This window comes from Xanthobacter sp. ZOL 2024 (assembly GCF_052932325.1).
On sequence record NZ_CM128808.1, the window covers coordinates 3,754,280 to 3,766,320 of the forward strand.

Sequence of the window (12,041 nt, forward strand, 5' to 3'; positions counted from 1 at the left end):
TTTCGTTTTAAAAATGGTGGATGACATGGCACACGGGCAGAACAAGGTTGCGCTGGTCACCGGCGGCTCGCGAGGCATCGGCGCCGCCATTGCCAGGCGGCTGGCGGCAGACGGGTTCACCGTCGCGGTGAACTATGCGACCAACCCGGATGCCGCCCATGTGGTGGTGAAGGAGATCGAGGCGGCCGGGGGCCAGGCCTTCGCGGTGGCGGCGGATGTTGCTGACGCGGGCGCGGTGGCCGGCATGTTCGCCGATATCGCGGCGCGCGGCAGTGAAGTTGGCGTGCTGGTCAACAATGCCGGCGTCATGGAGCTGGCTCCCATCGCGAAGATGGACGCCGCAACCTTCGATCGCATGGTCGCGATCAATCTCAAGGGCACCTTCAATACCCTGCAGGAGGCAGCTCGGCGGATGGGTGAGGGCGGGCGGATCATCAACACGTCCACCAGCGTGACCCAGCTCAAGCTGCCGGCTTATGGCGCCTATGCCGCGACCAAGGCGGCCGTAGAGGTGCTGACCTCTATTCTTGCGCGCGAATTGCGGGGACGGAACATCACCGTCAATGCCGTGGCGCCCGGGCCCACCGCCACCGAGCTGTTCTTCAAGGGCAAGTCGGACGCGCTCATCGCCAACATCACGAAACTGGCGCCGCTGGAGCGGTTGGGCACGCCCGACGACATCGCCTCCGTCGTGTCCTTCCTGGCTGGCCCTGATGGGGCCTGGATCAATGGCCAGACGCTGTTCGCCAACGGCGGCGCGATCTGATTGGGGCCCCCGGCCATGCGGCAGGACCGAAAGAGCGTGTGGGTCACCGGCGCATCGCCGGGCATGGGTGTCGCCGTCGCGTCTCGCCCATGACGGGCTTCGCGTGGCAGGTGACTCCGGCTCCGGCTCCGGCACGGCATCAGCACCGCGACGTTCTACGCTTGGAAGGCGAAGTTCGGCGGCATGGACGTCTCCGAGGCGAAGCGGCTGAAGGCACTCGAGGACGAGAACGCCAAGCTGAAGCGCCTGCTGGCCGATGCCATTCTCGATGCCTCCGTCCTGAAGGACCTGCTGGCAAAAAAATGGTGACGCCCGCCGCTGTCCGGGAAGCCGTCGCCTACGTCTTGCGCGAGCACGATGTGAGCGAACGGCGGGCGTGTTCCATCATCGGTGCCGACCGATCGACCATCCGCTACCGTTCTCGGCGGAGCGGCCGCGCCGTTCTGCGTGGCCGTCTGCGGGAACTGGCGACGGAACGGCGGCGGTTCGGCTATCGGCGCCTCCACGTGTTGTTGCGTCTCGAGGGCCACGTCGTGAACCACAAGCGGACCCAGCGGCTCTACCGCGAGGAAGGTCTGTCGGTCCGCCGGCGGCGTTGTCGCAAGCGTGCCGTCGGAACTCGTGCGCCGATGGTCGTCGAGGCTCGGCCGAACGCTCGTTGGTCGCTCGACTTCGTGCACGACCAGATGGCGTCAGGTCAGCGGTTCCGCGTGCTCAACGTCATCGACGACGTGACCAAGCAGTGCCTCGCGGCCATCCCCGACACGTCCATATCGGGCAAGCGGGTTGCCCGCGAATTGACGGCACTCGTCGCCAGGCACGGCAAGCCGAAGCTCATCGTCAGCGACAACGGAACGGAGTTCACGTCGAACGCCATCCTGCTGTGGGCGAAGCAGGCCGGCGTCGAGTGGCAGTACATCGCTCCCGGACGGCCGATGCAGAACGGCTTCTGCGAGGCCTTCAATGGGCGAATGCGGGACGAACTCCTCAATGAGACGTTGTTCCGTGATCTCGATCATGCCCGGTCGGCGCTCGCCCGTTGGGTCGTCGACTACAGCGATCACCGCCCACATTCCGCACTCGGCTATCTGACCCCAAAGGCGTTCGCATCGACTTTCACCGCAACGGACGATCGGCTGCGCAATCCCGACCAGCGCCGCCGATCGACCATTGCTCACCCGGCGCATCAGCGCCAAACTCACCCGAGGACTCTGGCCTCAGCCGGATGAGAGACGGGGCTCACAGCACTAGGAGACGCCAACTTCCATATTTTTAAACTGGCGGCCAGTTTAAGCATATGCTAAAAAGCTCACCATGAGCGAGCAAAAGACAGGAAAGCTAAACCAGCTTGAGCGCCTCCTGCCAGAGGGCCTGCTCGTCGATTCCGCTTGGCTTTCCGCTCGTGGGTACTCCACGTCCTTGCGCACCAAATATGTCGCCTCCGGCTGGCTCGAGCAGCCGGCACGCCGCGTTTATCGGCGCCCCCGCGGACAGCTGAGCTGGCAGCAGGCCGTCATCTCCCTCCAGACGCTCCTCGGCTATCGCCTTGCCGTCGGTGGTCGAACGGCGCTCGAACTGCAGGGCTATGCCCACTATCTCTCGCAAGGCAGTTCCGAGGTCCACCTTCACGGGCCGACAAAACCGCCGAACTGGCTCGCCACGCTGCCGCTTGAGGAGCGGTTCGTCTACCGCAACAGCGTGCCGCTCTTCGGGAGCGACCTTGAGGAGGCTACCTTCCCTCCCCTCGTTCCGGATCACGCCGGCATGCGCGACGGCCGATCTTTCCAGGATGCCGGGTTGCGCTCGCTTGCCTGGGGACAATGGGATTGGCCGCTGACGGTTTCGGCACCTGAACGTGCCATCCTCGAGCTTCTTGACGAACTGCCCGATCATGAAAGCTTCCATCAGGTCGACGTGCTGATGGAGGGACTGAGCGATCTTGCTCCGCGGCGGCTGCAGAAGCTGCTTGTCCGCTGCCGAAGCGTGAAGGTGAAGCGCCTCTTCTTCTTCTTTGCCGATCGGCATCGCCACGCATGGCTTAAGCGCGTCGAACGTGCAGCGGTCGACCTGGGCTCGGGCAAGCGCATGCTGGTCAAGGAAGGGAAGTTCGATCCCGCTTATCAGATCACCGTGCCGAAAGAGCTGGGCGAGGCACGCTGATGGCTTTTGCTGATGCCTACCGCAACCAGGTCGCACTCCTGATCCGCACACTGCCTTCCGTCGCAGCGGAAGAGTATTTCGCGATGAAGGGCGGCACGGCCATCAATCTCTTCATCCGCGACCTGCCTCGGCTCTCGGTCGATATCGACCTCACCTATCTGCCCGTTCAGGATCGTGCGACCTCGCTGGCCGCCATCGATGTGGCGATGCTGCGCATCACCGAAGCCGTCCGTGGCGCCCGCGTCGCACCTTCGCGCTCGCGCGAGAATGTCGTCACCAAGCTCTTAGTCCGGAGCGACAGTGCGCAGATCAAGATCGAGGTCACACCAGTCCTGCGGGGCTGCGTGTTCGAGCCTGAGATGCGTCTGACGTTGCCCCCAAGTTCTATCCAGCGGTGAGTTTGTTCTGGCGGTTGGGTTTGGCCTTGTCGGCCGGGTGAGTGGCGGGATCTGGCGCGGAGCTTTTCGCCTGGCGCAGCGGCAGATCCCGTCGCGGGTGGAAGGTGGCGGCGAAAGCGGACGGGGTCTGCCAGCCGAGGGCGGAGTGGGGGCGTGATCCGTTGTAGTCTGAGCGCCACCTGCCGAGGGTCGCTCTGGCCTGGCTCAGTGCCGAGAACAGCGTCTCGTTGAGAAGCTCGTCGCGCAGCCGGCCGTTGAAACTCTCGATGAAGGCGTTCTGCATGGGCTTGCCCGGCGCGATGTAGTGCCATTCCACCCCTGCTGCGTCCGCCCAGGCCAGGATGGCGTTGGAGGTGAACTCGCTGCCGTTGTCGCTGACGATCATGTTCGGCCGGCCGTGCTCGGCCACAAGGCGATCCAGCTCCCGTGCGGCACGCCCGCCGGACAGCGATGTCTCCGCAACCAGGGTCAGGCATTCGCGGGTGCAGTCATCCACGACGGTGAGAATGCGGAAGCGGCGGCCATCGGTGAGCGGGTCCGACACGAAATCGAGCGACCAGCGCGCGTTGGGCCGCATCGGGATCGTCATGGGTGCCCGCGTCCCGATGGCCCGCTTGCGGCCACCCCGCCGTCCCACCTTCAGGCGTTCCCCTCGATAAAGCCGGAACAGGCGCTTGTGGTTGACCCTGAAGCCCTCCCGCCGCAGCAGCACATGCAGGCGCCGATAGCCGAAGCGCCGTCGCTCATGGGCGAGGGCCTTCATGCGCTCGCGCAGGGCTCCATCGTCGACCCGCTTTGCTTCGTATCTCATGGTCATGCGGCAGAAGCCGGTGGCTTTACACGCCCGCCGTTCGCTCATCCCGTGGTGCCCCATGAGATGGCCGATGGCTTTCCGCTTGGCCGCGGGCGTCACCACTTCTTTCCCAAGAGGTCCTTCAGGGCGACATTGTCGAGCATCGCGTCGGCGAGCATGCGCTTGAGCTTGGCATTCTCGTCCTCCAACGCCCGCAGCCGCTTGGCCTCAGACACCTCCATGCCGCCGAAGCGGCTCTTCCACTTATAGATGCTGGCGTCGCTGACCCCATGCTTGCGGCATAGCTCCGCAACCGGGATCCCGGTCTCGTGCTCCTTCAGGATCCCGATGATCTGCTCTTCCGAAAAACGACTGCGCTTCATGTCCTGGTCCTCATGGCGGGCCAGAACGAACTTCAAACTGGATGAACCACGAGGCGCAACGTCAGGGTCAATGCCCCAAGCCGGGGTCAATATTCGGCGCCGATAGGGGGGCAGGTTTCCACGCCGATTGACAGGCACTACGCTGGCCGGGTTTCTGAAATTGTTGTTGTCTGCACACTGGTTAGGGGGGCTAGGAACGGCACCCTGCTTTTTGACTTGTAGTGCCGCGCTGTCGCGCAACACCTTGTCATTACTGAATTTCGACCGGCACCAAAGCCTGAAGTTGGCCGTTTTCCGTGATCCTGGGCTGGAGGCCCCGCTTTGAGCGACGACGAGGAATTTCACTTCCGGCCGAGGCCAGGCCGCGTCGATGCGCCCAGGCTGGGCAAGGTCAAGAGCTTCTTGACCCAGGCGAAGAAGATCGCCCGCCAGCAGAGCAACAGCCCGGCGCGGTCCTCGCCGCGATCCGGCGCGAAGCCGAACGCCACAGGCGGCAAGGCGGCGCGGGCGAGTGCAGGGCCGGGCTTGAAGCGCGGGCGCGGCGCGGCCTTCGTCCGGTCGCGCACTCTGTCGGGCGGCTGGCGTCACCGCGCGCCGGGAATGCGCCGCGTTGTCGTCAAGACCCGCTACGTCCAGAACGCCGGCAGGAACGGGAAATCCGCCGCCCACCTTCGGTATATCCAGCGCGACGGCACCTCGCGCGACGGCGAGCGCGGCCAGCTTTATTCCGCGACCGAGGACCGCGCCGATGGCGACGCCTTCGTGGAGCGCGGCGCGGACGACCGCCACCAATTCCGGTTCATCGTCTCGCCGGAGGACGGCGCGGACCTGACTGACCTGACCGCACACACCCGCGACCTGATGAGTCAGGTCGAAGCCGATCTTGGCACCCGGCTCGATTGGGTCGCCGTCAATCACCACAACACCGGCCATCCCCATGTGCATGTCATCGTCCGGGGCAAGGACGATTTGGGCGCGGATTTGGTCATCAACGGCGACTATCTCGCCAACGGCATCCGCGAGCGGGCGAGTGAGTTGACGACGCTGGAGCTTCGCCCCGTCACCGAGATCGAGCAGAGCCGCAAGCTGTCGGCCGAGATCGACCAAGACCGTTTCACCCGTATTGACCGCGCCATGACCGAGGAAACCGATGACCGCATCCTCGACCTGCGCAACGAGTCGGCCGATCCGAAGCGTCAGTTTGACCGGACGCTCCGCCTGCGCCGTCTCGCCCGACTGGAGAAGATGGGCCTCGCCACCGAGCACGCGCCGGGCGTCTGGGAGATCAGCGAGCGTATGGAGCCGACCTTGCGCGAGATGGGCGAGCGCGGCGACATCATCCACAATATGCACAAGGCGCTGAAGGCGGACGGGCTGGAGCGAGATCCGATGACGTTCCAGATTCATGATGCTGCGCCCGAAGTCCCGATTGTCGGCCGTGTTGTCGATAAATATCTGTCCGACGAGTTGGGCGAGAACCTGACCGTAGTGGTGGACGGGATTGACGGTCGGACGCACCATGTCGCCGGCATCGACGCGGCCCGCATGACGGACGCGCGTATCGGCAGCGTGATCGAAGTCGGCCCGCCCGATACAGCGCAGCGGCCGTCCGACCGCGCCATTGCAGCTATCGCCGAAGGCGGCATCTATCGGCCGAGCCGCCATCTCGAGCAGGCGAAGTTCGAGGGGCGCGTGCCGGGCGGCGACTATGAGGGCTTTGTCGATGCTCATGTTCGCCGGCTGGAGGCGTTGCGCCGCGCCGGCATCGCCGAGCGGATCGACGCCGATCAATGGCGCATCCCGCAGGATTTCGAGAACCGCGCTGCCGCCTATGACGCTGGCCGCAACCGGCAGGCCAGCGTGCGCGTCCTTTCGACCTTCGATCTTGAAAAGCAGATCGGCGCGGACGGCTCGACCTGGCTGGACTGGCGGCTCCTGTCGAGCGAGCCGTCAGACCTGTCGCCATCCGGTTTTGGTCAACGGGTGGCCGATGCGATGGACCGCCGCCGCGAGCATCATATCGACCAGGGTGACGCCACCCGAAAGCCGGACGGTCGCATCCTCTATCGGCGCAATCTTCTCGGCACGTTGCGCGAGCGCGAGGTTGCCAGTGCCGGGGCCGAGATGGCGGCGAGCAAGAACCTTCCTTTCCGCGCCGCCGCTGATGGCGAGAGGGTCAGCGGCAAGTTCACCGGCACGGTGCAGCTATCGAGCGGCAAGTTTGCCATGGTCGAGCAGAGCCACGAGTTCACCCTTGTTCCATGGCGGCCAGTCATCGACCGTCAGCTTGGCAAGGAGATCAGCGGTATCGTTCAGGGCGGGTCGGTTTCGTGGCAGTTGGGGCGGCAGCGGGGGTTGGGAATCTAGGGTCGAGACTCATAACCAATAGCCGACGATCGCGGCGATGCAAACGGCGGCGAGGAAGTTGACGGCAAGGCGGTCGTATCGGGTTGCGACACGCCGGAAGTCCTTCAGCCAGCAGAACATGCGCTCAATGGCGTTGCGATCACGGTAAAGCACTGGAGAGAAGCATGGTTTCCAGCGCCGGTTGGCCTTGGGCGGGATGTTGGGCATGGCGCCGGCCTCTTCCACCTGACGGCGGACCGCGTTGCTGTCATAGCCTTTGTCTCCATGCAGGATGCGGGCTTTCGGCATCTGCTGGAGCAAGGTCGCCGCGGCCGTGCAGTCGGCCACCTGGCCGCCGGTGAGCAGGAAGGCGATGGGCCGACACTTGCGGTCGGTCAGCGCGTGGATCTTGGTCGTGCGCCCGCCGCGGGAGCGGCCGATGGCTTGGCTTCGCTCCCCCCTTTCCCGCCCGAGGCAGAGCGGTGGGCCTTGACGGCGGAACTGTCGATCAGCACCTGCGCGGGCGGCCCGCCCGCTCCGGCGAGCGCCTGGAAGAGCCCGCTCCACACACCCTTGGCGGCCCAGCGGACATAGCGATTGTAGAGCGTCTTGCGCGGGCCATAGTCGGCCGGTGCATCAACCCAGCGTCCGCCGGATTTCAGGACATGGATGATCCCACTGATCACCCGGCGGTCATCCACACGCGGCTTGCCGCGCGTGTCCGTCGGCAGATGGGGTTCGATCCGCGCAAACTGCGCATCCGTCAGCCAGAACAGGTCCCGATTCATCGTCTCTTCCTCTCGGAAGCCGTGAATCACAATCCAACCCCAACGCCAACCACTTTATGGGTCTGGACCCTAGGTATCGTGCATCTCAAGACAGCGATTTTCCGAAATTTCCTATGCTCCCCTTTCTATCTCAGCAGTCATTTGTGCAACAAACTCTCGCAACATAGCAACTCTATGCGGCCTGAAGCTTATTCCTGTATCAGTTGCTTCAGAAATTCGGTCTATTCTAAAGCGCCTGAAGGCATTTCGTTTGCAGCATCTGGCCGGTAGGATGAGTGCTCGATCAAGATAGACTATGCCGAGCGGCCACACTTCTCGTTCCGTCCGCCGCCCTTCGCGATCCTCGTAGGTAATCTTTAAAACCTTTTCCTCCCAGCACGCCTGCCGAAAGAACGCCATCGGCACCGTAGGTTCGGTGATCGGTGTTGCTCGATAGAAGCGATTTACAGCATGGATCGCGTGAAGTTGAAGTCGCTCTGGCAATGTCGCCGTGATCTTGGAAAACGCTGTATCGGCAGCTAGCGCCAGTTCCCGGTCGCCAGCGTCCTTCACTTGCGCAAGACCGAGAACAATCGCTTCGATTTCGAGGCGCGTAAAGGTTTGAGGCGGCAAGGCCATATCTTCCACAAGCCGATAGCCGAAGCCAGTTTCTCCATCAATTGTAGCGCCGGCTGAACGCAGGCTTTCGATATCGCGATAGATAGTGCGAGTGGAAACACCCGTCTCCTCGGCTAGCCGCTCAGCCGTAACAGGATGGGGCAGCGTTCGAAGGGCTTGTGCCAAGCGTAAAAGCCGGTCGCTACGGGCCATGACGATTCCTACTGACTAATTTTGTCATTAAGGGTAATGCATATTGGGTAGTGGCGCTATCGCCCTCTTTACTGTCACGCCAATGCAATACGCCAACGCAAAGGAAGCCTTGAGCATGTTTTCGCCGAATAGTCTTATTCTCCTATGTCGATGATGTCGACGCCAGCACAGCCTTCTATAAAGATATTTTGAGTTCCGATCCCGCGCAAACCTTTAAATATTTTTCAGTGTTTGCTCTTGCAGACAATTTTGCGGTCGGGCTGCAATCTAAGCATACTATCGATCCAAAGCCGCCAGCGGCTTTCGGTGGTTTTGAGTTGTCCTTCAGCAATGCCACCAATGAGCAAGTAGACGATACGTATCGCGAATGGAAATCGAAGGGGATCAATATAGTCCTCGAACCCACGATGCTGGACTTCGGATATACTTTTGTCGCCTCCGATCCAGACGGGCACAGGCTTCGCGTTTGCGCCACCGACACCACCAATGTTTCTTGACCGCGTTCGATGCGGAGGCGTTGGCATTCTGCACCAATGATTGATCGCGAGTCTGGACTGCCAACCCGGCTAGGGGCGCGCATTCCTCTTGTGTCGCTGATCCAAACGCTCGCCGTCGCCGAGCACCTGAATTTTAATCGTGCCGCTCAGGCACTCGGCACCAGCCAGTCGAGTGTCAGCGCCCGTATAAGAGCGCTGGAAGTCGAGCTTGGCATTATGCTCTTTGAGCGTAACACGCGCGGCGTTCGACTCACCGAAGCCGGACGCCTTTTCGTCGAGCGAATAGCGGCGGGGATCGACGAACTGGACCATGCCGTGAAAACCGCTGGCATGACCGCAGCGCGAGAATGCGGTCGACTACGCATCGGAGTCCATGGACTGATCGCCGGTAGCTTTCTCGACAATCTGGTGGCTGGCTACCGTAGGCAGCATCCCCGCATCACCGTCGAGATGATCGAAGCGACCGCGCGCGATGCGGTCATGCAGAGTCGAGCGGGCAGGATCGACGTGGCGTTCATCGCCGGTGCGTTTGAACTACCCGACTGCCATTCACGGCCGATCTGGAGCGAACCGCTTGTGCTCGCGCTGCCGGTCGATCACCGTCTTGCAGGCCGACCCGGCGTCACTTGGGATGATCTTGCCTACGAACAATTCCTTGTTCGCCATGGTGGCACCGGGCCACAAGTCCATGACCACATTGTGCTGCGCCTCGCCGGTCGCTGGTCCCAGCCCGCGATCCAGCGTTTCGAGGCAGAGCGCGGTACGTTGCTTTCCATGGTCGCGCAGGGCTTCGGGGTCACGCTTCTCGGTGCGGCGAGCGGGTTGTTCCCGACAGCCGGAGTCGTGTTGCTGCCGATTACCGACGAGCCAGAGCCGGTTGCCTTCTCGGCGATATGGTCGCCGCATAACCGTAGCGCCTCACTCCGCAACCTGTTCGCGCTGGCGGGTGATATGAGTCGGTCAACCCAAGCCGTGTAATTATCGGAACGTCGGCGACCCGCCCTATTTGCCGCCGATAGTATCCGGCAACCCTCACGACTGTCCTTGCCTGTTGCCAGTCGCAAAAACGCCCATTCTCTGATCGGCTCCAACAATTTTGCCGATTGGAGCCTTTATGCGTGGAGGTCGAATACTTTGGGGTCAGATTGCCGTCGTCTTCGCCATCGTGGTGGTGACGACCTGGGCGGCGACGCAATGGACAGCATGGCGGTTGGGGTTTCAGCCGCAGCTTGGTAGTCCGTGGTTCGAGATTGCGGGCTGGCCGATCTACCATCCGCCCATCTTCTTTTGGTGGTGGTTTTCCTACGACGCCTATGCGCCCGAAATCTTCACCGAGGGCGCGATCATTGCCGCGTCGGGCGGCATCATCGCCATCATCGCCGCGATCCTCATGTCGATCCTCCGGGCGCGGGAGAGCCGCGACGTGGCGACCTACGGTTCGGCGCGATGGGCCGAGGACAAGGAAATTCGCGCCGCCGGCCTGCTCGACCCCGATGGCGTCCTGCTCGGCCGATACGACCGCGACTACCTCCGGCATGACGGCCCGGAGCACGTCCTATGCTTCGCGCCGACCCGTAGCGGCAAAGGCGTCGGCCTTGTCGTGCCGACGCTGTTGACTTGGCCGGGATCGGCCATCGTCCACGACATCAAGGGCGAGAACTGGACGCTGACGGCGGGCTTTCGCGCCAGGCACGGCCGCGTGCTGCTGTTCGATCCGACCAATGCGCGATCGTCGGCCTACAATCCGCTGCTCGAAGTCCATCAGGGCGAATGGGAAGTCCGCGACGTGCAGAACATCGCGGATATTCTGGTCGATCCCGAAGGGTCGCTCGACAAGCGCAACCACTGGGAAAAGACCAGCCACAGCCTGCTTGTCAGGGCGATCCTGCACGTCCTCTACGCCGAGACGGACAAGACGCTGGCGGGCGTCGCCAACTTCCTGTCCGATCCGCGCCGCCCGGTCGAAGCCACCCTGCGCGCGATGATGGACACGCCGCATCTCGGCGAAGCCGGCGTCCATCCCGTCATCGCATCGTCGGCGCGCGAGCTGCTGAACAAATCCGACAACGAACGCTCCGGCGTGCTCTCGACCGCCATGTCGTTTCTCGGCCTCTACCGCGATCCGGTCGTCGCCCGCGTTACGGCGCGCTGCGACTGGCGCATCGCCGATCTCGTCGGCGGTCGAAAGCCCGTCAGCCTCTATCTCGTCGTGCCGCCGTCCGACATCAACCGCACCAAGCCGCTCATCCGCCTCATCCTCAACCAGATCGGCCGCCGGCTGACCGAGGAGCTGACCGCGACGACAAAGCGCCACCGGCTGCTCCTAATGCTCGATGAGTTTCCGGCGCTGGGCCGGCTCGACTTCTTTGAATCGGCGCTCGCTTTCATGGCGGGCTATGGGCTCAAGGGCTTCCTGATCGCCCAATCGCTCAACCAGATCGAGCGCGCCTATGGGCCGAACAATGCGATCCTCGACAACTGCCATGTGCGCGTGAGCTTCGCGACCAACGACGAGCGCACCGCCAAGCGCGTGTCCGATGCGCTCGGCACGGCGACCGAGCTGCGCGATTCCACCAACTATGCCGGACACCGGCTTTCGCCTTGGCTCGGCCACCTGATGGTCTCGCGGCAGGAGACGACGCGACCGCTGATGACGCCCGGCGAGATCATGCAGCTCCCGCCTTCCGAGGAAATCGTCATGGTCGCAGGCACGCCGCCGATCCGTGCCACCAAGGCCCGCTATTTCGAGGACGCACGCTTGCAGGAGCGTATCATCACACGGCCCGAGCTGATGGCGGCTTCCGCCAACGCCGCCACGTCCGACGACTGGTCGGACCGCGTCGTCGCAGCCGCAGGCCAGACGGGCGCGATCGACGCGGGCGACGACGGCGGCGACCCCGCCAATGCCGGCGTTCGCCGTGAGCCGGAATTGCCCGAGCACGAAGATATCATCCCGCCGCCATCGCCCGCGCAGGAGTTCGAGCTTCTGGACAACGAACCCGATGTCGACGCCGCCAAGGCCAACGCCATGCGCAGCCGTATGCGGATGGTCGCGCGGCAAGCCTCGCTCGACCCCGGCGACGGCATCGAACTGTAAGGA

Annotated in this window: 9 protein-coding genes and 2 pseudogenes; 8 read left to right on the plus strand and 3 right to left on the minus strand. The window is 63.3% G+C overall.

Annotated elements, in window-relative coordinates:
- The first annotated feature begins 25 nt into the window (after positions 1-25).
- The 4 genes and pseudogenes from ACU4E7_RS17155 to ACU4E7_RS17170 form a co-directional block, all read left to right on the plus strand.
- Positions 26-766, plus strand: a complete 741-nt coding sequence (locus tag ACU4E7_RS17155) for an SDR family oxidoreductase (protein ID WP_447019588.1) — start codon at positions 26-28, stop codon at positions 764-766.
- A 129-nt stretch (positions 767-895) separates the two neighbouring features.
- Positions 896-1,995: pseudogene (locus tag ACU4E7_RS17160) on the plus strand (IS3 family transposase); the annotation flags it as partial.
- 85 nt (positions 1,996-2,080) lie between these two features.
- Positions 2,081-2,926, plus strand: coding sequence for a type IV toxin-antitoxin system AbiEi family antitoxin domain-containing protein (locus ACU4E7_RS17165; protein ID WP_447019589.1), 846 nt, complete (start codon positions 2,081-2,083; stop codon positions 2,924-2,926).
- A pseudogene (locus ACU4E7_RS17170) lies at positions 2,926-3,303 on the plus strand (nucleotidyl transferase AbiEii/AbiGii toxin family protein); the annotation flags it as partial. The gene ACU4E7_RS17165 and the pseudogene ACU4E7_RS17170, both read left to right, overlap by 1 nt.
- Before the next feature lie 7 nt (positions 3,304-3,310).
- Here ACU4E7_RS17170 and ACU4E7_RS17175 read toward each other — a convergent pair.
- Positions 3,311-4,500 (minus strand): IS3 family transposase gene (locus ACU4E7_RS17175; protein ID WP_447019590.1). Its coding sequence is split into 2 segments (ribosomal slippage): positions 3,311-4,254 and positions 4,254-4,500, totalling 1,191 coding nucleotides; the frame shifts between segments, so codons are not numbered across the junction.
- Positions 4,501-5,634: 1,134 nt separating this feature from the next.
- Between ACU4E7_RS17175 and ACU4E7_RS17180 the strand changes: the two genes are divergently transcribed.
- Positions 5,635-6,867 carry a DUF3363 domain-containing protein gene (locus ACU4E7_RS17180; protein WP_447021659.1) on the plus strand — a complete coding sequence of 411 codons (1,233 nt, stop codon included), beginning with the start codon at positions 5,635-5,637 and terminating at the stop codon, positions 6,865-6,867.
- 9 nt (positions 6,868-6,876) lie between these two features.
- Here ACU4E7_RS17180 and ACU4E7_RS17185 read toward each other — a convergent pair.
- A protein-coding gene (locus tag ACU4E7_RS17185) for an IS5 family transposase (protein ID WP_447019591.1) occupies positions 6,877-7,634 on the minus strand; the annotation gives its coding sequence in 2 pieces (ribosomal slippage) (positions 6,877-7,301 and positions 7,301-7,634; 759 coding nt in all).
- A gap of 111 nt (positions 7,635-7,745) precedes the next feature.
- On the minus strand, positions 7,746-8,444 hold the full coding sequence (locus ACU4E7_RS17190) for a helix-turn-helix transcriptional regulator (RefSeq protein ID WP_447019592.1): 699 nt from the start codon (positions 8,442-8,444) through the stop codon (positions 7,746-7,748).
- A 188-nt stretch (positions 8,445-8,632) separates the two neighbouring features.
- Here ACU4E7_RS17190 and ACU4E7_RS17195 point away from each other — a divergent pair, with 188 nt between their 5' ends.
- From ACU4E7_RS17195 to ACU4E7_RS17205, 3 genes are all read left to right on the plus strand, one after another.
- On the plus strand, positions 8,633-8,941 hold the full coding sequence (locus ACU4E7_RS17195; protein WP_447019593.1) for a VOC family protein: 309 nt from the start codon (positions 8,633-8,635) through the stop codon (positions 8,939-8,941).
- 90 nt (positions 8,942-9,031) lie between these two features.
- Complete coding sequence (locus tag ACU4E7_RS17200; RefSeq protein ID WP_447019594.1) at positions 9,032-9,919, plus strand: LysR family transcriptional regulator; 888 nt, start codon at positions 9,032-9,034, stop codon at positions 9,917-9,919.
- A 136-nt stretch (positions 9,920-10,055) separates the two neighbouring features.
- Positions 10,056-12,038, plus strand: coding sequence for a conjugal transfer protein TraG (locus ACU4E7_RS17205; protein WP_447019595.1), 1,983 nt, complete (start codon positions 10,056-10,058; stop codon positions 12,036-12,038).
- The last annotated feature ends 3 nt before the right edge of the window (positions 12,039-12,041 follow it).